Consider the following 21112-nt stretch of genomic DNA (forward strand, 5'->3'; position numbering starts at 1 on the left):
ACATGAATCAGCAGGGGCGCAAAATATATCGCGGAATCAAAAGGCCCGCCGGACGCATCCGGCGGGCCTTCTGTCTCATTTCGGGTATGAGGGGCTGGATCAGCCCTTCTTGCCGGCCTTCAGCGCTTCGCCGAGGATGTCGCCGAGCGAGGCACCCGAATCCGACGAGCCGTACTGCGCGACGGCCTGCTTCTCTTCGGCGATCTGCATCGCCTTGACCGAGAAGCTGGGCTTCTTCGAACGGTCGAAGCCGGTAACCATCGCGTCGAACTTCTGACCGACCTGATAGCGCTCGGGGCGCTGCTCGTCGCGGTCGCGGCCGAGGTCGGCGCGCTTGATGAAGCCGGTGGCGCCATCGTCGCCGGCCTGGACTTCGAGGCCATTGTCGCGGACTTCGAGGACGGTGACCGTGACGACGTCGTTCTTCTTCACCGAGCCGGCGGCAGCGGTGCCGGTGCCGCCAACGGCGGGTGCACCCTTTTCAAGCTGCTTGATGCCGAGGCTGATGCGTTCCTTCTCGACGTCGACGTCGAGAACGACGACCTGCACGGCCTCGCCCTTGCGGTGGAGGTGCAGCGCTTCCTCGCCCGAGATGCCCCAGGCGATGTCCGACATGTGGACCATGCCGTCGACGTCGCCCGGCAGGCCGACGAACAGGCCGAATTCGGTAGCATTCTTGACTTCGCCTTCGACGACCGAGCCCACCGGGTGGGTTTCGGCGAACGCGCCCCAGGGGTTCGACTGGGCCTGCTTGAGGCCGAGCGAGATGCGGCGCTTGTCGCTGTCGACTTCGAGGACGATGACGTCGACTTCCTGGCTGGTCGAGACGATCTTGCCGGGGTGGACGTTCTTCTTGACCCACGACATTTCGCTGACGTGGACCAGGCCTTCGATGCCGGCTTCCAGTTCGACGAACGCACCATAGTCGGTGATGTTCGTGACGACGCCCGACAGCTTCGCACCAACGGGATATTTGGCGGCGACGCCTTCCCACGGATCGCTTTCGAGCTGCTTCATGCCCAGGCTGATGCGCTGCGTGTCGCGGTTGATGCGGATGATCTGGACGCGGACGGTGTCACCGATGTTGATGACTTCGCTCGGGTGGTTGACGCGCTTGTAGCTCATGTCGGTGACATGGAGCAGGCCGTCGATGCCGCCGAGGTCGACGAACGCACCATAGTCGGTGATGTTCTTGACGGCGCCTTCGATGATCTGACCTTCTTCCAGGTTCTGGATCAGGCCCGAGCGCTGTTCGGCGCGCGTTTCTTCCAGGATGGCGCGGCGCGACACGACAATGTTGCCGCGGCGGCGATCCATCTTGAGGATCTGGAAGGGCTGCGGCAGGTCCATGAGCGGGCCGACGTCGCGCACGGGGCGGATGTCGACCTGGCTGCCGGGCAGGAACGCCACGGCGCCGCCGAGATCGACGGTGAAGCCGCCCTTGACGCGGCCGAAGATGACGCCTTCGACGCGCGCTTCCTTGTTGAACTCTTCTTCCAGGCGGTCCCAGGCGGCTTCGCGGCGGGCGCGGTCGCGGGACAGCATGGTTTCGCCATTGGCGTTTTCGACGCGGTCGACATAGACTTCGACTTCGTCACCGACGTTGATGTCGGCCTTCTGGCCCGGCATGGCGAATTCGCGGAGCGGCACGCGGCCTTCGCTCTTCAAACCAATGTCGATCACTGCCAGGTCGTTTTCGATCGCGGTCACGGTGCCCTTGACGACGCGGCCTTCAAAGCCGCCGTCGGCACCACCCAGCGATTCGTCGAGCAGCGCGGCGAAATCGTCGCGCGTCGGAAAAGCCGTAGAGGCCATAGATGTTCTTCCTTACTTCATTTGTTCCGGCCAAGCGGTTGGTTCCGCTGGTCTTGTGGCCGATCCGCCACGCCCGCCGGATGCGGAGCGCAGCATCCTTCGCACATGCCATCGGCGAGCCATGGGCAAAGCAAAAAGGGCGCGACGAGTGCGCCCCGTCACGCCCGACGCTTGTTATAAGCGGCGGTCTGTCCATGCCTCGACCGGCTGGAAAGCCCGTCGGACGAGCGGGCCTATAGGCGCGAAGCGGCGGATTAGCAAGCTGGAAGCGTCCTTTCATCATCACCCCGGACTTGATCCGGGGCGGCCAGAAGGAGTGAACGGAAGCGGGTAAACCCCATCGTAAGACCTCACCCCTATGCTCGCGCCCTATCGAGAGGGGTCTCAATGCCACAGGCGGTGCATGGTCCGTTCGCCGATCCGGCGGTCGAAGCGCGTTTCCAGGAAACCGCGCGCACACTGCGCTTGCCCTTCGTGCGCATCTATGGCGTGCTCTTCATGCTCGTCGCGCTCGCCTATACGATCGCCAATCCGCTGTTCGTCAGCCCAGAGGATACGGCGACGCTCGCGGTCTATTTCGGTGCGATGCTGATCCTTGCGGGCGCCTATATCGGCGCGACCTTCTGGGACGGCTATGTCACGCGGCCGGGGATCGATTTCGCCGCGCTGCTCGGCATCGTCTTCCTGCTTGGCCATATCAACCTGATCCTGTTCGACGAGTTGATCGACATGCAGGAGGAAATGCACGCCGTCGGGGTGATGAACCGCCTGTCGGTCAGCGCCTTCGCTGCGGTCGCGCTGGCCAGCCGGCCGCGGCTGTTCCTGCTGTGGCTCGCGCTCGACGTCATCGTCTTCCTCTCGACCGTGCTCGCGGTGCAGAGCCACGGCGCCGGCCTGTGGTACGCGCTGCTCAGTTACATGAGCGGCGCGATGATCATGATCGCGATCAACTTTGCGATCGACCGGTCGAGCCGCGGCGCCTTCGCACTCGCCGAGGCGCTCGAGCTCGAGCGCAAGCGCAACGAGGAGCTCGTCTACAACATGCTCCCCGTCGCCGCGGTCGAACGCATCCGCGACGGGCGGCTGGTCGCCGACGCCTATGCCGACACCAGCGTGATCTTCATCGACATGGCGGGCTTTACCAAGCTCGCGCAGCGCGTTTCGCCGGGGCATCTGGTGGAGCTGCTCAACACCTTCTTCAACCATGCCGACCGCTGCGCGGCCGAGCATGGCGTCGAAAAGGTCAAGACGATCGGTGACGCCTATCTCGCGATCGCGGGCGCCAATGTCACGACGCGCAACAGCGCTGACACCGCGATCGCCTTTGCGCGCTCGGTGCTCGAGGTCGTCGGCGAGCTCCAGCAACTCGCCGGGGTCGAGGTCGGGTTGCGCGTCGGCATCCACAGCGGACCGGTGGTCGGCGGCGTCATCGGCGCGACGCGCATGGCCTATGATTATTGGGGCGAGACCGTGAACATGGCTGCCCGGCTCGAAGGCACGGCGCCGGTCAACGGCATCGCGATCTCCGAAAGCACCTGGCTGCGCGCCAAGGACCGCGCCGAATTCGGCCCGCCGCATGTCGAGATGCTGAAGGGCGTGGGCGAAACCGCGGTCTATCATGCCGCGCCGGCGAAACCGGCACCCAACGCGCTGCCCGATATCAGCTGGGTCGCCTGACCTTTTCCTCGACGAAGGCGATGGCGGCGGCGATGCCCTCGGCCACGCTCAGCCCGCTGTTGTCGAGCAGCATCGCATCGGGCGCGCGCCGTAGCGGCGCCTCGCTCCGTCCGGTGTCGCGCGCGTCGCGGGCGTGGATGTCGGCAAGCACCGCTTCGTAGCCGATCTCGACGCCGCGCGCGAGCATTTCGGCATGGCGGCGGCGCGCACGCGCCTCGGCGCCGGCGGTCACGAACAGTTTCGCGTCGGCGTGCGGCGCGATCACGGTGCCGATATCGCGCCCGTCGAGCACCGCGCCGCCGGGCTGGTTCGCAAAATCGACCTGCCGCTGGAACAGCGCCGCGCGCACGGCGGGATGGATCGACGCGCGGCTCGCGAGGCTGCCGGTACTTTCATAACGCAGTGCCGGATCATCGAGCAGGCTGTCCGGAAAATCGCACGCCGCGAGCGCGTCGGCGGAATTGTCGGGATCGCCATGATTGAGCTGCGTCTGATAGCCGACCGCGCGATAGAGCAGCCCGGTGTCGAGCACGGGAAGCCCGAAATGCTCGGCGATCGCGCGCGCGATCGTGCCCTTGCCCGACGCGGTGGGGCCATCGACGGCGACGATCATGGCTGCAGGCCCGCCAGCAACGCCTCGAAATTGGGAAAGCTCGTCGCGACGGGCGCGATGTCGTCGATCGTCACCGGCGCCTTGCTCACCAGCCCCGCGACGGCGAAGCTCATGCAGATGCGGTGGTCGAGATGGCCGGCGATGGTCGCGCCACCGGGCAGGGGCTCGCCGCCGGTGCCATCGATGACGAGGCCGTCCTCGCTCTCCTCGACGCGCGCGCCGATGGCTTGCAGGCCGGCGGCCATCACCGCGAGGCGGTCGCTTTCCTTCACGCGCAGTTCGTCGAGGCCGGTCGTCGTCGTGCGTCCTTCGGCGAGCGCCGCGGCGACGAAGAGGATCGGAAATTCGTCGACCATGCTCGGCACGACCGCGGGATCGACATCGATGCCCTTCAATGCGCTGTGACGGACGCGGAGGTCCGCGACGGGCTCGCCGCCCACTTCGCGCGCATCGAGCAGTTCGATATCGCCGCCCATTGCCTGTAGTACCGCGACCAGCCCGGCGCGGGTCGGGTTGAGCCCGACATTGGCGATCGTCACGTCGGAGCCTGGCACGACCAGCGCCGCGACGATGAAGAAGGCGGCCGACGAGGGATCGCCGGGGACGACGATGGTCTGCGGCTTGAGCTCGGCCTCGCCCATGATCGAAATCCAGCGCGTACCGTCTGGCTCGACTTCCACTTCCAGCGTGGCACCGAAGCCCTTCAGCATGCGCTCGCTATGGTCGCGCGTCGGCACGGGTTCGATCACCGTGGTGATGCCCAGCGCGTTCAGTCCGGCGAGCAGGATCGCCGACTTGACCTGCGCCGAGGCCATTGGAAGCCGGTACTCCATCGGTACGGCGGGGGCGAGCCCGCGCACCATCAGCGGCAAGCGGCCACCGGGCGATGCCGAAATATCGGCGCCCATCTGCGACAGCGGGTCGATGACGCGCCCCATCGGGCGCCCCGACAGGCTGGCGTCGCCCACGAAAGTCGCGGTGATCGGATGGCTCGCGACGAGCCCCATCAGTAGGCGCGTCGACGTACCGCTGTTGCCCATGTCGAGCGCTCGCTGCGGCTGGAGCAGCCCGCCGACGCCGACGCCGTGGATGCGCCACTCGCCGTCGTCCTGCCGCTCGATATCTGCGCCCATCGCGCGCATTGCGGCCGCGGTGGCAAGCACGTCATGCCCCTCGAGCAGCCCAGTGACACGGCTTTCTCCGACCGCGAGCGCCGACAGCATCAACGATCGGTGCGATATGCTCTTGTCACCCGGAATCGCGATCCTACCTTGGAGCGGAGCGGAAGCGGAAAAGCTGCGGGGCGTGGCGCTCTGATCGGTCATGACGTGCGGCTTTTGACAGCGGCCCTGCAATCTGGCAAGGCGCACGCCGATTTGACGGATAGCTATTCAGCTTCCTTCTCTTTTCCGATATTTTATCCTGTTTCCAGAAGGTTATGAGGCGTTTATGGTCAAGGCTGAGTGGGGCACGAAGCGTAGCTGCCCGAAATGCGCAACGCGATTCTATGATCTGACCAAGGACGATCCGGTCGCGTGCATCAATTGCGGCTATGCGTGGATTCCGGAATCGGTGCTGAAATCGAAGCAGCCGATGCCGTTCGAAGAAGCCGAAAAGCCGGGCAAGGTCGCCAAGGAACCCGAAGTGGTCGATGACGATCTGGACCTGGACGTCGACGTCGACGAGGACAGCGATTCGCCCGACAACGACGTCGATCTCGGCGGTGACGACGACCTGGGCGTGGCGACCGCGGACGATGACGACGTTGAAACCTGATCTTTTCGGCAGGCGGTCAAAAAAGCGTCACGCGATGCATTTGGCCCCTTGCATATGGGACGCGCGCTGGTAAAGGCGGCGTCCCGGTCGCACCGCTAGGTACGATCCTTGAATGGCACGGGGCCTTAGCTCAGCTGGGAGAGCGCCTGCATGGCATGCAGGAGGTCAGCGGTTCGATCCCGCTAGGCTCCACCATTCACCAAAAAGGGCCCGCGAAAGCGGGCCTTTTTGTCATGCGTTGCGGGAAGCCTATTCGGCCGCTTCGGTCTCGAACAGCGGCTGCATCTCGATCGGATCGGCCAGCGTGATGCGGTCGAGGATCGCCGCGGTGTCGTCGCGCACCTTCAACATCAAACTGCGCATCCGGCATTCGCTTTCGGGCAGGCAATTCTTGCAATGCTCGTGCGCGTTGCGCGCGGCGCAGGGCACCAGCGCGAGCGAGCCGCGCGTCAGCCGCACCAGGTCGCCATAGCTGATGTCGACCGGCGGCAGCGCCAGCTGATACCCCCCGTCGCGCCCGCGCTGTGAAATGAGGAGGCCCTCGCGCGCCATTTCGGACAGGATCACGGTCAGGAATTTGGGCGGGATATTCTGTGCGTCGGCGATGTCCGCCAACTGGACCTGCCCCTTGCCCCAATGGTCGGCAAGGTGCTGGAAGGCGCGGATCGTATAACGGGTCTTTTGCGACAGCATGACGATCTAGTGATGCATATTCACCCTTAATTCAACCTGTCTGGCTGACATACCGCGAAGAGTTGATGAAAATCACAGCGGGTGGCATGAACCCCCGCTACAGGGGTCGCCGAAAAGCCCATGGGGGCGGACATGGCTGGAGCGATGATTATGCGGAAATTGATGGCAGCGCCCGCGGTACTGGCCGCCTGCCTGCTCGCGGTGGCGCCCGCGCAGGCGCAGTTCGGCGGATTGCTCCGCAAGGTGACGTCGCCGACCCCGACGCCTAGCCCGAGCGAGAAGGACAATGGCGGCTGTCCCAAGGGGAAGAAGGGCGACGGCACCGGCCGCAAGATATTGGGCGGTATATTGAGCGACACGATCAGCAGCGCGGCGGGTCGCACGGGCTTCGGCAGCTATATTCCCAGCGCCGAGGTCGCGGGTACGCTGACCGACGCGATCGCCTGCCGTCTCGATCCCGGCGAACAATTGCAGGCGGCCGCCGCGACCGAGGAAGTGACGCGCGGCGAAGAAGTCGGCGCGACCGCAAGCTGGACCAGCGCGACGCGCGAGAATGTCAGCGGGACGTCGACCGTGGCGTCGATCAATACCGAACAGGGTGGCCGCAAGTGCATGAACGTCAACGACTTCATCATCGTCGACGGTGAAGAAACGCAGGTCACCAAGCGCATGTGCAAGGGCCCGGGCGATACGCGTTATGTCCTTGCGGCGTAAACTGCCCCGCCTTGCGTTGGCGGCTGTCGCGCTGGTCGGCCTGACCGGCGCGCAGAGCATGGACCCTGCCAACCCGACCTGTCCGGCTAGTCCGAACTGGTCGACCAATCCGACGATGACGCTGAAGGTCGAAAAGCGCGGCGACATGAAAGTGATGCTGGCCGAAGGCCGCATCGATCCAGGTCTTCCCGATCGCCTCGCCGCCGCCTTGAAGGCTAATCCGGAGGTCTCTGAAATCTGGCTGCGCTCGCCGGGAGGCGATGCACGCGCGGGCAACGCTGCCGGGCGTATCATTCGATCCAATTTTGGGCTCGGTACGCGGGTCCCCAGCGGTTGGGCCTGCTTCAGCGCCTGCAATTTCGTCTTCATGGGCGGGCAGCCGCGGATGATCGATCCCGGCGGCGTGTTCATGGTCCATATGTTCACCCGTACGGGTGACCGTTCGGCGATCGACATGAGTGTCGCGATGGGTACCGATGCGACCAAGGAGCTCATCGGCAGCATCGAACAAGACTCGGCGTTGCTTGCCAGCGAGGATAATGATTTCCTGATCCGCATGGGCGTGTCGCGCAAATTGCTGACCGACATCATGTACCGGCAACAGGCAGTCGCCACCGAAGAGGATAAATCGACCCGGCGCTGCCTGACGCAGGCCGAGGCGTTGAAATATGGTGTAACCTACGCCGTCGAGTGACGCGGGCCTACACCAGGTTGCATTCAGCAACGAATGACATAAGCTGCCCTCAACCATAGGAGAGGCTGCCATGACCGATATGACGCACGATCACGCGTCCTTCCGTTCGATGATCGACGGGACGCAACAGGATTGGGACATCATCGCGCGCGAGCAAAAGGCGTTCGCACCGCAGAACGGCAAACGCATTCTCGACCATCTGAAATTGCTCGGCGGCGACTATGGCGGCTTTCCGGTCGACCGGCTCGAACATTGCCTGCAGACCGCGACGCGCGCGCACCGCGACGGGCGCGACGAGGAGTATGTCGTGATGTCGCTGCTCCACGACATCGGCGACACGCTCGGCGCGTTCAACCATCCCGACGTCGCGGCGGCGATCCTGAAGCCCTTCCTATCGGAAGAGAATCTGTGGATCGTCCAGCACCACGGCATCTTCCAGGGCCATTATTTCTTCCACTACATCGGCCTCGACCGCGACATGCGCGACCAGTTCAAGGATAGCCCGTACTATGCGGCGTGCGCCGAATTCTGCGAAAAATATGACGCGCCGGCGTTCGACCCCGATTATGCGAGCGAGCCGCTGGAATTCTTCGAGCCGATGGTGATGCGGATTTGTTCGTATCCGAAGAAGAGCATCTACAAGAGGGTGATGGTCGAGGAAGCGGCGGAGTAATCAACAGGGCTCTCTACCGTAACAACGGACATCAAACGCCGCTCCAAAAACTCGAACAGGTCGCTGGCGAGCTAGAAGCGGACGAGGATCAGGACCATTGGAATGATGGGCAGAAAGTCGCGCTCTTGAAGCTCAAGCCGGATAAATCCGAGTGAGCGAGGGTGTTTGGCAAGCGGTCGTCACGCTTGCTTTCACGATCCTTTTCGGCTGGCTTCTGGTAGCCGGTTTTAAGAACGGCACAATGGAGTTCCCCCAACCAGCGTTCACTATGTCAGGGCGTCGACATGATCAGCCCGTGCGCTTCTGGCTTACCGCGAGCTTCATTGCTCTCTTAACCGCCGTATGCGCTGTAATGACCATAAGGCTGGCCTTCTTCCCGCGCGGCTTTTGAGTTTGCCAAGTATATAATCGCTTTAAGTTTACTTCCCCTTGAACGCGGTCTTCCGCTTCTCGACGAACGCCAGCACGCCCTCGACCGCATCCTCGCTGTTGCCCGCGACGAATTGCCCCATCGCTTCGGCGTCGAGCGTTTCGGCGAAGCTCTGCGACAGGCCGTTCCGCAGGATCTTGCGCATCGTGCCCAGCGACACCGTCGGGCCGCTCGCGAGGCGCACCGCCAGCGCGCGCGCCTCGGTCAGCAGCTCGGCATCGTCGACGCATTTATAGACGAGGCCCCATTCGGCCGCCTGCTCGCCGCCGATCTTCTCGCCAAGCATCATCATCTGCGCCGCGCGCGGCAGGCCGATCAGCCGCGGCAGCAGCCACGACGAGCCGCCGTCGGGGACGAGGCCGATGTTGACGAAGGCCTGGAGGAAATAGGCCGACTTGCCGACGAAGGTGAAATCGCCCGACAGGCCGAAGCTGCAGCCGACGCCCGCCGCGGGGCCGTTGACCGCGGTGACCACCGGGATGTCGAGGTTGGCGAGCGCGAGCAGCATCGGATTATAATGGTTGCGCAGCGCCTTGCGGCTGTTCGCGCCGCCGCCGACCGCCGAGGCCGCGCGGTCGCCGCCGAGATCGGCCCCCGAACAGAAGCCGCGCCCCTCGCCGGTGATGAGCAGTGCGCGCGCGCCGAGCACGGGCAGGTGATCGAGCGCATCGCGGATCTCGTCGGCCATCGCGGGCGGCATCGAGTTCAGCCGTTCGGGGCGGTTGAGCGTGATCGTCGCGACATTGTCGGCGATCTCGAGCTTGATCGTTTCGTAGCTGGGGGTGGTCATGGGGAAGAACTCCTCTCGCGGGACGGTTCAGGCTTTACCTTTACGTTCACGTAAAGTTGTGGCCGATTTGGCAGGAGAGCGCAAGAGGGAAGGAGAGCGACGGGTTTCGGGCGTTTGCTGCCGTTCGCAGGGTTATGCTCTCTCCCCTTGAGGGGAGAGATACGCAGGCTTGGCAGCTTGCTGCCTAGCCGGAGTTGAGAGGGGTTTCCGACCGCCAGAGGCGTCCAAGCACCCCTCTCCAAGCTTCGCTAGCTCCTGACGGAGCAAGCTGCGCTATCCTCTCCCCTCAAGGGGAGAGGGCTAAACTGCCGCTTACCACCCCAAAACCGCCGTCGTAAAAAAAGCCTTTCCTACATTATCGGGCTGTGCGAGCATCGATCTCGTCTCGTTCACCCCGTCGACAAAAGCAGCCGCTGACGTCCTGAGGGAAGGCGCACAGGGCTGAACTTTCCTGAACTTTGGAACCGGACGAATGCAGTTCGCCACCCCAAAGCCCACATCCCTCGATTATTCGGCGTCGTCGATCGCCTCATAGCGCACGAATCGCAACTCGCCTTCCTTGCGGCGCATCACCACGCCGTTCCCGCGCGCCTCGATGCAGGCGCCGGTGAGGTCGATCAGGCCGAGGTCGTTGGGAATCAGCCGCAGGTGCAGCCGGCCTTGGTCGACGTCGGCGAACTCATACCGCGGCGCGCGGATGTCGTAGATCGGCTCGACCACCTCGATCCAGCGCGGGACGCGTGTCTCGTCCTCGGGCAGCGTCCAGCCGTTATATTGCGTATAATCCTCGACCGGCTCGCCGCTGTTGAAGCCGATCTTGAAGGTCACCCCCGACACCGCCTCGCCGTTCGGCCAAGTGACGAGGATCGTCGGGACACTGCCTTCGACCGCGAGTGGCTCGGCCTTCTCGAAAACCGGCGGGACCGGCTTGGGATCGGTAACCAGGCAGATCGCCTCGCCCTGCTGTTCCCAGCGGCCGCGCGACAATTCGTCGAGCGCCCCCGCGGCGAGGCCATATTCATAGGTGCCGTCGGCCGCGATCAGCAGACCGCCGCCGACGTCGGGCCCCTCGGCGAGTGAATATTCGCCGATGAGGTCGGGCGCCTGCGCCGAAGCGGGCAGGGCGAGCGCGGCGGCGAGCAGCGCGGCGAGAAAGGGCGATCGCATGGGGGCAATTTGCGCGCCTTCGCGGTGCGAATCCAGCCCTTCATTTTCTTTGACAGCATGCGCGGCTGGCGCGACGGTGAGGCGTGGCTTGGGAGAGGGAAAACAGCGCGCGATGGCGATAGCAACGGCGTTCCGAAGCCGCCCAGGGCGCGTGGCCGCGCTCATTGCACTAATGCTCTGCACCACCGCTTCGGCGGCGGCGCAGGCCACGGCAACCGACGTCCGCTTCACGCTCCACGACGAAAGCGGCCAGTTGATCGGGCAGCAGAGCGAACGCACGGGCGCGACCGCCGGTGGGCAGGAAATCCTCCGCCAGGGCGAAAGCGCCTTCACCGTATCGGGGCACGATGCAACCGAGATCGACGAGCTGTGGCGCCTCGCGCTGGACGCCGACGGTGCGCCGCAGCGCTGGCAATGGCGGCGACGCGTGAACGGCAAGCTGCTGAGCGTCGAGCTCGATCGCGACGGCGCGCTGCTCAAGGGGCAGGTGACGAACGACGGCCGGCGCCACCCCGTCGCGGCGGCGATGCCCGCGCTGCCGATCGGCGATCCCGAGGCGCTGGAGCCGCTGCTCGATGAACCCGCGGGCCCGAAAAGCTGGTCGATCGCCGAATTCGACCCCATCAGGCTGCAATTCCGTGCCGTCGAAATGCGCGTCGCGCCGCGCGGCGGAACCGAGCATGGCTATGTGCTGACCAGCGCGCTCGGCGGGCGGCTGCAGTCGGTGCGCTGGCTGAGCTACGAGGACGGTAAACTCGTCGAGGCGAAGCAGCCGCTGCTCGGCAGTTCGCGCAGCTGGCGCCGCGACGACGGACCGCCGGAGTCGGAAAAATTGCTGTCGCGCGGCCGCATCGTCGCGCACGAACAGCACAAGCCCGGCGTCCATATCACCCAGCGCGCGGCGATGGCGCAGATCCGCTATGCCTTCGGCGGCTTCGCCGACATTCCTTTCGCCTTTCCCGAGACAGGCGAGCAGCGCGCCCGCCGCGAGGGCGACGGCTGGCAGGTCGATATCTGCAGCGACTGCGGGCCGAACGCTGCCCCTACGGCGGAGGAGGCCGCGCGCTGGACGCTGCCGACGTCCTGGGTCCAGAGCGACGACGCCGCGTTTCGCGACAAGGCAGCGCAGGCGCGGCGGATTGCCCAGACCGACGAGGCTGTGATGATCCGCCTCGGCGCGACCGCGCGTGCGCGGCTGCCGCGGATCGAGTTCGAGGGCTATCTCTCGGCGCGCACCGCGTGGCGGCGCCACGCCGGCGACTGTACCGAGGATGCGCTGGTGCTCGCCGCGCTCGGCCGCGCCGCAGGCATCCCGGCGCGCGTCGTCCATGGCCTCGTCTTCTCTCCCGGCCGCTATCACGGCGCGAGCAACGCCTATATGCCGCACAGCTGGGTGATCGCCTTCGTCGACGGGCGCTGGAAAAGCTTCGACATCTCGCTGAACGGCTTCGACGCGACGCATATCGCGCTCAGCCTCAGCGACGGCGAGCCCGAAGCGATGGTCGAAGCGCGGCAGGTCGCGGCGCTGCTCGAATGGCGTGCGATTTCCGAAGTCAGGAAGCGGCCGGACGATCCTTGATGAGCGGCTCGCGATCATCCTGCGGCGTGTCGTCCTTGTCATCGGTGGCATTGGCCGCGGGCACCGGCTCGTCGTCATAGACCACGGGCATTTCGGGCAGGTCGGTCTCGAGGTCGGCGGTCAGCCATTCGACCTCGCCGGGCTTCTTGAGCCCGCCAACGATGATCTCTTCATAGCAATATTCGCCGCTCTCGGGCTCGGCGAGGTTGGTCGCCAGCAGTTCGTCGACCTGCGCATGCGCGGGCGCCGCCATGCTGGCGCCCAGCGCCATCGCAGCGAGGGCCGATTTCACCGGCAGTCTGTAGCTCACGCAAATCTCGTCGCTGCATCCCGCGACCAGCGCCTGCCGCGCCGCGCTCGACAGCTCGGTGATGTCGTGCACCTCGCGGTGGCAGAGGCGGCAGATGTCGCCGTCCATGATGTCGCTGAGCTTGCCCTTATAGGGGCAGGGGCTTTGTATCCGCGGGAAAAGCGACATCGGGGCCTCCATCTCTTTACCCCGGAAGGATGCCAGAGATGGCGCGTGCGGGCAATCGCGGATTGCCGCCCCTTCCCAGGCCGCCGCGCCGCTGCTAGGCGCGCGCCATGATCGCTCCGCACCCCGAACGCCGCACCTTCGCCATCATCTCGCACCCCGACGCGGGCAAGACGACGCTGACCGAGAAATTGCTCGTCGCCGGCGGCGCGATCCATATCGCGGGCGAAGTGAAAGCGCGCGGCCAGGCGCGACGCGCGCGCTCCGACTGGATGAAGATCGAGCAGCAGCGCGGCATTTCGGTGACTTCGTCGGTGATGACCTTCGAGCACGCCGGCCTCATCTTCAACCTGCTCGACACCCCGGGGCACGAGGATTTCAGCGAGGATACCTATCGCACACTCACCGCGGTCGACAGCGCGGTGATGGTGATCGACGCCGCCAAGGGCATCGAGCCGCAGACGCTGAAACTGTTCGAGGTCTGCCGCCTGCGCTCGGTGCCGATCATCACCTTCGTCAACAAGGTCGATCGCGAGGGGCTGCCGCCGTTCGAGCTGCTCGACGAGGTCGCCGACCGGCTCGCGCTCGACGTGTGCCCGATGAACTGGCCCGTGGGCATGGGCGGGACGTTCGAGGGGATCTACGACCTCGCCGACCCCGCGATCATGAAGCCCGGCACCGATGCGTCGCGGATGTACGAGGGCGACTGGGTGAAGGTCGAGGGGCTCGACGATCCCGCGCTCGCGGCCCAGCTGTCGGCGGGGGCGCTCGCGCATCTCAAGGAAGAAACCGAACTCGCCTCGGCCTGCTACGCCCCCTTCGACGGCGCGGCGTACCGCAATGGCGACCTGACCCCGGTCTATTTCGGCTCGGCGCTCAAGGAATTCAGCGTCACCGACCTGCTCGCCGCGCTCGCCGCGCATGCGCCGGGGCCGCAGCCGCAGCCCGCCGACCCCGCGCCGGTCGAGCCGACCGACGACGCGGTCACCGGCTTCGTGTTCAAGGTGCAGGCGAATATGAACCCCGCGCACCGCGACCGTATCGCCTTCATGCGCCTCTGCTCGGGCAAGTTCGAGCGCGGCATGCGGCTGATGCAGGGCGGCACGGGCAAGGCGATCGCGATCAGCCGCCCGATGCTGTTCCTCGCGCAGGACCGCGAAATGGCCGAGGAAGCCTTCCCGGGCGACATCATCGGCATCCCGAACCACGGCACTTTGCGCGTCGGCGATACCTTGTCCGAACGCACCGACGTCACGATCACCGGCCTGCCGAACTTCGCCCCCGAACTGCTGCGCCGCGTCGCGCTCGTCGACCCGACGCAGACCAAGAAGCTCCGCAAGGCGCTCGACGACATGGCCGAGGAGGGGATCATCCAGGTCTTCTATCCCGAGATCGGCGCGAACATGATCGTCGGCGTGGTCGGCCAGCTTCAGCTCGAAGTGCTGATCAGCCGCCTCGACGCCGAGTATAAGGTCGCGGCCAAGCTCGAGCAGTCGCCATGGGAAACCGCGCGCTGGGTCGCGTCGGACGACCCGGCGAAGCTGAAGGCCTTCCAGTCCGAACACCGCGGTGCCAGCGCCACCGACCGCGACGGCGCGCCGGTGTTCATGGCCAAGGACGCGTGGGAAGTCGGCTATATCACCCAGCGCAATCCCGACATCCGCTTTACGGCGACCAAGGAACGGCGGCTGGGGGCTTTGGCGGACTAGTCTTCACGGGCCGCCATTGGCAATGAGGTATCCAATATGCCAGATGCAAAGCGATTTGGATTGGGCCAAACGGCGGACTGTTCCAAACGCGTTGAGTATCTGCTGGACAGCAATCCGCGCCGATATCATCTGATCAATCGCTGGTGGCCGGGATTTCCCGAACGTCCGCCGACGAGCTATTATCATAGCGAGCCGGGTGCTTACGACCCGTCTGGCCAGTTGATCGATCAACATCGATATAAGGATGGTGTGATCGAACTGGTCATCGACGACGATCAATTCGACTTCGACTTTTGCGGACAGGGTGGAACGATCTGTTCGCGGCGGTTCCGGGAGGTGCTCGAAATCGACGGATCAATTGTCGAATATATTCCAGTAGATGCCTCGCGATGTTCACCGAAAGTCAGAGCGATGGACTATCGGGGTATTCATCCGCTCAGGCTAACGGACGTATCGCTCGAAACGAGACCTGCGCTGTTTTTCGAGCCGGGAGACCGTCGAATGATGTGCAATGAAGAAATGCGACAAGCGATCACACTACATCGATTGTCCTGTACAACTTTCGACCCTGACGTGCGCGGGTGGAGACCTCCTGAGCATCCGCTCCACCCCAGCTTGTGATCCAGTTCGTTCTTTAGATCAGGCTCAACAGGTCGGCGGGCCCTGTCGCCTCGGCGCCATCCTCCTCATCCTCTTCGCCCTCGAACTTGCTCAGCGTCAGGCCCAGCAACCGGATCCCCTGCTCGGTCGGCAGCAACGGCGCCAGTATCGCCTCGCCCGCCGCGAGCAGCGCCGCGCCGTCAAGGATAGGGGAGGGCACCGACTTCGCGCGCGTGATCGTGCGGAAATCGGCGTAGCGCAGCTTCAGCGTCACCGTCCGCCCGCGCGCGCCCTTTTTGGCGGCGCGATCCCACACGACGTTGCAGACATGCGCCAGCGCCTCGCGGATCTCGGTATCGCCGATCAAATCGTTGAAGAAGGTGCGCTCGCCGCCGAGCGACTTCAGCGGCCGGTTCGACTTGCCCCGCCGATGGTCGATCCCGCGCGCCAGATTGTACAGCCATTCGGCGCTATTCCCGAAATTCTCCGCGAGCCACAGCGGGTCCTTGCCCGCCAGGTCGGCGCCCGAAAACACGCCCAGCCCCTCCATCTTCGCCGCGGTCACCGGCCCGATGCCGTGGAAGCGGCGGATCGACAGCGTCTGGACGAAGGCCGCGCCCTTGCCCGGCGGGATCACCGTCAGCCCGTCGGGCTTGTTCTGGTCCGACGCCAGCTTGGCGATGAACTTGTTGTACGAAACCCCCGCCGACGCCGTCAGCCCCGTCTCCTCGCGGATCCGGCCGCGGATCGCCTTCGCCGCCGCAGTCGCGCTGCCGAGCCCGGCCTTGTCGGCGGAAACGTCCAGATAGGCCTCGTCGAGCGACAGCGGCTCGACCTCGTCGGCATAGTCGCGAAAGATCGCGCGGATCTGGTGCGAGATATCGCGATACACCTCGAAGCGTGGCGGCACGAAGATCAGCTCGGGGCATTGCCGCTTCGCGGTGACGCTGGGCATCGCTGAGCGCACCCCGAACTTGCGCGCCTCATAGCTCGCCGCCGCGACCACCCCGCGCCGCGACGAGCCGCCGACCGCGACGGGTAGTCCGCGCAGCCGTGGCGCATCGCGCTGCTCGACCGACGCGTAAAAGGCATCCATGTCGACATGGATGATCTTGCGGACGGGGGCGTCGGCGGTCGGCAGGTCCCGGTCTTCGGCTTCTTCAGCATCTTCCACGCTGCGAGCCTAGCATGTTGCCACGATGTTCTCAACGCCACCAATGCGCGCGCTTGACGCGGCCCAGCCAAACTGGCAATCGCCGCGGCCTTGGCGAAGCGGGTATAGCATAGTGGTAATGCTCTAGCCTTCCAAGCTAGCTAGGCGGGTTCGATTCCCGCTACCCGCTCCAATTTCCCATCCCATGATGTTCGTATTCGTCTGGACATGGTCCGGAAACTCCTCATATTCTGCCATAATCAGACCATAGGCGTTCCATTGCGTCCATCTAAAGCCGCCAATCATTGGGGGCATTTTTCGGGGGCGTCTCGCTGACGGTCAATTCGATGCCCCCACCGGTGGGGGCATTTCGGGGCACGATGAACCCGGAGGGAACTGATTATGGCACTTACTGACGTGGCAATCAGGAATACGAAGCCGGGCAGCAAGCCGGTCAAACTCGCTGACGGAGGCGGTTTGCATCTTCTTGTAACGCCGGCGGGCGGTAAGCTCTGGCGACTCAAATATCGGCTCAACGGGCGCGAGAAGCAGCTCGCGATCGGGGCCTACCCGGAAATCAGCTTGAGCGAGGCGCGCAAGCGGCGCGAGGCCGCCCGTACGCTCATTGCGAATGGCAAGGACCCCTCGCAGGAAAAGCGCCGCGAGAAGGTGCGCTCGCGCGTGGCGGCCGAAAACTCGTTCAACGTCATATCGGAGGAATATTGCGCCAAGCGCAGGCGCGACGGCGACAAGCGGTGGGCGCCGGCAACGGCGACGCGGAGCGAGTATCTGCTCAGCCTGCTCAAGGCGTCGATCGGACCGATGGCGATCTCGGAGATCGAGCCGGCCGACGTTCTCGATGCCGTCAGGCGGATCGAGCGGAAAGGAAATCTCGAGAGCGCGCGGCGGACGCTGCAGCTGGCGAGTATGGTCTTTCGTTACGCGGTCGCAACGGCACGCCTTCGCTCCGATCCGACGCGCGATCTCAGGGGCGCGCTCACCGCTCCGAAGGTGACGCACTATGGCGCGATTCTGAATGCCGAACGGGTCGGGGAGTTGCTCCGTGCCATCGGCGGATACGAGGGCATGGGCGTTGCGAAGCTGGCAATGCAGATTGCGCCCCATGTCTTCGTCCGACCCGGCGAACTGCGTCATGCGCTGTGGGAGGAAGTCGACTTGGACTCGGACGTCTGGACGATACCTGCCGAGAAGACCAAGATGCGCAAGCCTCATCATGTCCCGCTTTCCCGACAGGTCGTCGCGTTGTTCCGAGAGGTCCCTCCCTTGTCCGGCCCTGTGGGATATGTATTCCCGTCAATCCGCACGCGCGCTCGCCCGATGAGCGAGAATACCATCAACGCCGGTTTGCGGCGCCTCGGCTATTCCAGCGACGAGATGACCGCGCACGGGTTCCGGGCGATGGCATCGACGCTTCTCAACGAAAGCGGAAAATGGTCCCCGGATGCGATCGAGCGCGCTCTCGCACATGGCGATGCCGACAAGGTCCGCGCGGCCTATCACCGCGGCGCGCATTGGCAGGAGAGGGTCGAGATGGCGCAATGGTGGAGCGACTATCTGGACGAGTTGCGGCGCGGTGACGAAACCGCCTTTATTGGGGCACGCCAATGACCCGCGTGTCAGCGAAAGGGCGGTATTTAGCTGAGCACCCCTTTGTCTCATTGGTCGAAGCATTGACGTGGATCGCGTTCGCGGACGCGATGTCTCACGACCAGTTGCTCGAGCAGATTGCGGGCCATAGCTCCACCGAGCCCCTTAGTGCCAAGGACAGGCTTCGGTCGTTTTTCGGAAGTCACGATGTGAATCCAGCGGACGGTCCGGGAACCGGTTATTTTGAGAATCGCGAGCGCGGGTTACAGCGGCTAGCCGATGCCTGGCGGCACCTTCGCGAAGAAGCGGAGCGAGGCAACCTTACCGTGCGTGGCCGCTACACCCATCATTTTACGCGCCACGAGGCGGCCGTGGCGGACACGACGGACCTCTCTCGCAATGTGCTCGCTACCTTCTCGCAATTCGATGTTTCGACAGGCGGTATTCGACGCCAACCTGATGGGTCCCCGGACATGCTTTGGCCCGACCATCCCGACGGCTTCGACCGTGAGTTCGACGCGCTTGGTACCGACCCGTGCATGGCCGACGGCTACCTGTTGGTCGAGGCTGAGCGCGCGGGGGTCGTTCGCTGTTGGCCAAACCCGCGCGGCGCGCCCCGCATGCGCGAGGAAGACGTCATGCTGTGGTGCAAGAACTGGATAAAATCCGGAAAGGGCAACGGCATGGACAAGGCGTGGCGAGATTTCCACGCGGATCCTTCGCACGCGCGCCTTTCACGCGAAGATGTGTTTCGTCCCGCGTGGCGCAAGGTAAAAGGAATTTAATTCAAGAGTTTACCTTACGCGGTGTTTCACGCGGCGCACGCGAAAAGTGTCTTTGCCGCGTGATCTCGATATGGCGTTTTTGGACCTCGTTCAACGAGATACGAGGTGATTCCATGTCGTCCATAAGCCGCCAGCCCGACAAGATCGGGTACAGCATCAAGGAAGCGATCGCGGCCACCGGCCTCGGCCGCAGCACCCTGTATCGATATATCGGCGAGGGGACGCTCCGCGTGGTTCGCATCGGCGGCCGCACGATCATTCCTGCCGATGCCCTGCACGCGTTGATTGCGGGGGCAGACGCGTGACCGCGACAAGCATGAGGTGACCCGCCACCCCTAGTCGCTGTTTATTGCCGCGGGCCGGCAATATCATCCATGCTTTCTACGACCATCTGAGCCGCCTGCTCTATAGCGAAGCCCAGCATTGGCACGCAAAAGACATAGCGCAGCTCCAAACCTATCTCGACGAGGAGCGTCAGGGCCACGAGCTGGAAGGAATGATCGGCGAATATATCGTTCCCAATTCGAAGCGCTACCGCCGCGAGGCGGCGCTTTATGCCGATATCGAAGCCTATGAGGACGGCACCCCGCGATGGTGCGCGCCGCGCGGAATGACGATCCTCGGACTCTTCGGCGGTCCTCCGCATGCGCTCGCGCTTGTCGAGGCGATGGACGCCGCCGGAATGTTCAGCGCCGACGGGCTGAAGCTCGTGCACGCGATCTGGAACGAAATCGATTTCGTCGGCGACCGCCATCCAGGCGAAGCCCGCGCGTTGACGCAGGGCATGCTGGACGCACTCGACGCGAAAGGGTTCATCGGCACCGCGCTGACCGACGAGCATGTCCGTATTCTCTACAATCATTGGCAGATGCCGATGTATGCTCTGGAATTCCGGGAAATCCCCGCGTCGCTCGATTGGCTCAAAGCGCAGCAGGATGCCAATCTCGCCCACGAGGTCGGCTGCTGACCTCTAGGGCGCTAAGCCAGCCGCGTCGGGGCGGGCTGGCCTTTTTCAATTCCTTTGCGGGACGGAGCAGCGGCCCGGGAGCGGGTTGATGGGGCGGGGCGCTTCGCTCTTCCGGACAGCTGCAACACCGCCTCTCGGCCATTTTCCGCCGGCGCTTCGCGCCTTTGCATCGCGAGGCAAAATGCCCGCGCCGCGATGTCCTGCGCTGCGCTGCGGCCCTGTGGGTGCAGCTGTCCGGCAGCCGCCCCTTGCCCTCTCCATCGGGCCCGCCTTCCGTGGTCCCGCCAGGAGACCTTCAATGCAGACCCTCATTCCCGACACGCTTCGCGCATTGCTTTTGGCCAATGGTGCAATGACCCGGGCGGGCCGCGATCATGACCCTTTTCCGCTGGTCAAACTCTTCACGCCCGATGGCGCCGCGACATGGCTGCTCACCGAACTCGATCCCGACGACCCGGACATCGCTTTCGGACTGTGCGATCTGGGGCTCGGGTTTCCCGAACTCGGCACCGTGTCGCTCGACGAGTTGGCGGCCCTGCGCGGCCCGCTGGGACTACGCGTTGAGCGCGACGCAGGCTTTCGGGCGGACCGCGTGCTCGGAGCCTATGCCGATGCCGCGATCGCGGCGGGGGCGATCGTGACCTGATCTCTTTTGCGCCGATCTCGCAGGATGGACGATTGCCCTGAACGAGGGGCCATGGAAAGGACAGGGACATGATGCACATAGCGAGCGACCGGAAACTTCGCGATCTGCACGAACTTGAGGATGGGATTTGGTTATGCGCCGCCGAGACTCTTGGTTGGAGCTATTCGGAAAGCCACCGTGGATATGTCCACCCGGAGCATTTCGATCTCGGAACCACGGGATCCGAACCGACCGATTTTCCGTCCCATATCGACGCCGAGGAGGCTTGCATCATCAGCGGGATCGTCACGTCCCGCCAGGCGCTAACGATGATGACCCAAACTGGCGGTCTTCTGCATGGATGATCGATCGAGGATCACCGCGCAAACTGCTGTAATCCTGACAATCTCGAAACCGCCCGGGTGCTTGGCGGGTCGAACGTTCGGGACAGACGATGATATCGTCCCGTCGCTTGCTCGTGGTGGCGCTACAACTCGGACCGAGAGCGTCCGCGGAACCGTTCTTTTTGGATGCATCTCGGATTGAAACATGGCTTTCCGCGCGCCATT

General features: G+C 64.4%; 22 protein-coding genes and 2 tRNA genes. 16 read left to right on the forward strand and 8 right to left on the reverse strand.

The window, feature by feature from the left end; translation table 11 throughout:
- Nucleotides 1–99: 99 nt before the first annotated feature.
- Nucleotides 100–1815 (reverse strand): 30S ribosomal protein S1, encoded by a 1716-nt coding sequence (gene rpsA / locus BWQ93_RS03120; RefSeq protein WP_077029237.1) that lies wholly within the window; start codon nt 1813–1815, stop codon nt 100–102.
- A gap of 387 nt (nt 1816–2202) precedes the next feature.
- On the opposite strand from rpsA, the gene BWQ93_RS03125 reads away from it, so the two are divergent.
- Entirely contained in the window at nt 2203–3492 is a 1290-nt protein-coding gene (locus BWQ93_RS03125; protein WP_077029238.1) for an adenylate/guanylate cyclase domain-containing protein, read from the forward strand.
- Here BWQ93_RS03125 and BWQ93_RS03130 read toward each other — a convergent pair.
- Nucleotides 3476–4105, reverse strand: coding sequence for a (d)CMP kinase (locus BWQ93_RS03130; protein ID WP_077029239.1), 630 nt, complete (start codon nt 4103–4105; stop codon nt 3476–3478). The two genes, BWQ93_RS03125 and BWQ93_RS03130, sit on opposite strands and share 17 nt — an antisense overlap.
- On the reverse strand, nt 4102–5430 hold the full coding sequence (gene aroA, locus BWQ93_RS03135; protein WP_077029240.1) for a 3-phosphoshikimate 1-carboxyvinyltransferase: 1329 nt from the start codon (nt 5428–5430) through the stop codon (nt 4102–4104). Before aroA ends, BWQ93_RS03130 begins: the two co-directional genes overlap by 4 nt.
- Before the next feature lie 124 nt (nt 5431–5554).
- Here aroA and BWQ93_RS03140 point away from each other — a divergent pair, with 124 nt between their 5' ends.
- Complete coding sequence (locus BWQ93_RS03140; RefSeq protein ID WP_077029241.1) at nt 5555–5881, forward strand: TIGR02300 family protein; 327 nt, start codon at nt 5555–5557, stop codon at nt 5879–5881.
- Nucleotides 5882–6000: 119 nt separating this feature from the next.
- A tRNA-Ala gene (locus BWQ93_RS03145) sits at nt 6001–6076 on the forward strand.
- Nucleotides 6077–6130: 54 nt separating this feature from the next.
- Here the strand turns inward: BWQ93_RS03145 and BWQ93_RS03150 are convergent.
- Nucleotides 6131–6574, reverse strand: a complete 444-nt coding sequence (locus BWQ93_RS03150; RefSeq protein WP_077029242.1) for an RrF2 family transcriptional regulator — start codon at nt 6572–6574, stop codon at nt 6131–6133.
- A 150-nt stretch (nt 6575–6724) separates the two neighbouring features.
- Between BWQ93_RS03150 and BWQ93_RS03155 the strand changes: the two genes are divergently transcribed.
- The 3 genes from BWQ93_RS03155 to BWQ93_RS03165 all read left to right on the forward strand — a co-directional run bounded on the left by BWQ93_RS03155 (nt 6725) and on the right by BWQ93_RS03165 (nt 8655).
- Nucleotides 6725–7288: a hypothetical protein gene (locus tag BWQ93_RS03155; protein ID WP_077032176.1), complete on the forward strand. Its 564-nt coding sequence runs from the start codon at nt 6725–6727 to the stop codon at nt 7286–7288.
- Between the two features lie 115 nt (nt 7289–7403).
- On the forward strand, nt 7404–7982 hold the full coding sequence (locus BWQ93_RS03160; RefSeq protein WP_232314722.1) for a hypothetical protein: 579 nt from the start codon (nt 7404–7406) through the stop codon (nt 7980–7982).
- 70 nt (nt 7983–8052) lie between these two features.
- Nucleotides 8053–8655, forward strand: a complete 603-nt coding sequence (locus BWQ93_RS03165; protein WP_077029244.1) for an HD domain-containing protein — start codon at nt 8053–8055, stop codon at nt 8653–8655.
- Nucleotides 8656–9074: 419 nt separating this feature from the next.
- Here BWQ93_RS03165 and BWQ93_RS03175 read toward each other — a convergent pair whose 3' ends face one another.
- Together BWQ93_RS03175 and BWQ93_RS03180 are read right to left on the reverse strand one after the other, a co-directional pair.
- Nucleotides 9075–9875 carry an enoyl-CoA hydratase-related protein gene (locus BWQ93_RS03175; protein ID WP_077029246.1) on the reverse strand — a complete coding sequence of 267 codons (801 nt, stop codon included), beginning with the start codon at nt 9873–9875 and terminating at the stop codon, nt 9075–9077.
- Nucleotides 9876–10382: 507 nt separating this feature from the next.
- Nucleotides 10383–11042, reverse strand: coding sequence for a hypothetical protein (locus BWQ93_RS03180; protein ID WP_077029247.1), 660 nt, complete (start codon nt 11040–11042; stop codon nt 10383–10385).
- 151 nt (nt 11043–11193) lie between these two features.
- Between BWQ93_RS03180 and BWQ93_RS03185 the strand changes: the two genes are divergently transcribed.
- The gene (locus BWQ93_RS03185) at nt 11194–12621 is read left to right on the forward strand and encodes a transglutaminase-like domain-containing protein (RefSeq protein WP_198040459.1); all 1428 of its coding nucleotides are present in this window, start codon (nt 11194–11196) and stop codon (nt 12619–12621) included.
- Here the strand turns inward: BWQ93_RS03185 and BWQ93_RS03190 are convergent.
- A complete protein-coding gene (locus BWQ93_RS03190; RefSeq protein WP_156878116.1) occupies nt 12596–13099 on the reverse strand; it encodes a hypothetical protein in 504 nt (167 codons plus the stop codon). The two genes, BWQ93_RS03185 and BWQ93_RS03190, sit on opposite strands and share 26 nt — an antisense overlap.
- Before the next feature lie 107 nt (nt 13100–13206).
- Between BWQ93_RS03190 and BWQ93_RS03195 the strand changes: the two genes are divergently transcribed.
- On the forward strand, nt 13207–14805 hold the full coding sequence (locus BWQ93_RS03195; RefSeq protein ID WP_077029250.1) for a peptide chain release factor 3: 1599 nt from the start codon (nt 13207–13209) through the stop codon (nt 14803–14805).
- A gap of 36 nt (nt 14806–14841) precedes the next feature.
- Entirely contained in the window at nt 14842–15426 is a 585-nt protein-coding gene (locus BWQ93_RS20650) for a hypothetical protein (RefSeq protein WP_156878117.1), read from the forward strand.
- Between the two features lie 13 nt (nt 15427–15439).
- Here the strand turns inward: BWQ93_RS20650 and dinB are convergent, their stop codons facing one another.
- Nucleotides 15440–16579 carry a DNA polymerase IV gene (gene dinB, locus BWQ93_RS03205; RefSeq protein ID WP_077029252.1) on the reverse strand — a complete coding sequence of 380 codons (1140 nt, stop codon included), beginning with the start codon at nt 16577–16579 and terminating at the stop codon, nt 15440–15442.
- Between the two features lie 98 nt (nt 16580–16677).
- Between dinB and BWQ93_RS03210 the strand changes: the two genes are divergently transcribed.
- The 7 genes from BWQ93_RS03210 (at nt 16678) to BWQ93_RS03240 (ending at nt 20908) form a co-directional block, all read left to right on the forward strand.
- Nucleotides 16678–16751, forward strand: a tRNA-Gly gene (locus BWQ93_RS03210).
- A gap of 209 nt (nt 16752–16960) precedes the next feature.
- Entirely contained in the window at nt 16961–18187 is a 1227-nt protein-coding gene (locus BWQ93_RS03215; RefSeq protein WP_077029253.1) for a tyrosine-type recombinase/integrase, read from the forward strand.
- A complete protein-coding gene (locus BWQ93_RS03220; protein ID WP_077029254.1) occupies nt 18184–18951 on the forward strand; it encodes a hypothetical protein in 768 nt (255 codons plus the stop codon). Before BWQ93_RS03215 ends, BWQ93_RS03220 begins: the two co-directional genes overlap by 4 nt.
- A 113-nt stretch (nt 18952–19064) precedes the next feature.
- A complete protein-coding gene (locus tag BWQ93_RS03225; RefSeq protein ID WP_077029255.1) occupies nt 19065–19256 on the forward strand; it encodes a helix-turn-helix transcriptional regulator in 192 nt (63 codons plus the stop codon).
- Nucleotides 19257–19300: 44 nt separating this feature from the next.
- Nucleotides 19301–19918: a hypothetical protein gene (locus BWQ93_RS03230; RefSeq protein WP_077029256.1), complete on the forward strand. Its 618-nt coding sequence runs from the start codon at nt 19301–19303 to the stop codon at nt 19916–19918.
- Nucleotides 19919–20216: 298 nt separating this feature from the next.
- Nucleotides 20217–20564: a DUF2958 domain-containing protein gene (locus BWQ93_RS03235; protein ID WP_077029257.1), complete on the forward strand. Its 348-nt coding sequence runs from the start codon at nt 20217–20219 to the stop codon at nt 20562–20564.
- A gap of 68 nt (nt 20565–20632) precedes the next feature.
- Complete coding sequence (locus BWQ93_RS03240; protein ID WP_077029258.1) at nt 20633–20908, forward strand: hypothetical protein; 276 nt, start codon at nt 20633–20635, stop codon at nt 20906–20908.
- The last annotated feature ends 204 nt before the right edge of the window (nt 20909–21112 follow it).

It is taken from the genome of Sphingopyxis sp. QXT-31 (assembly GCF_001984035.1).
Taxonomy (GTDB): domain Bacteria; phylum Pseudomonadota; class Alphaproteobacteria; order Sphingomonadales; family Sphingomonadaceae; genus Sphingopyxis.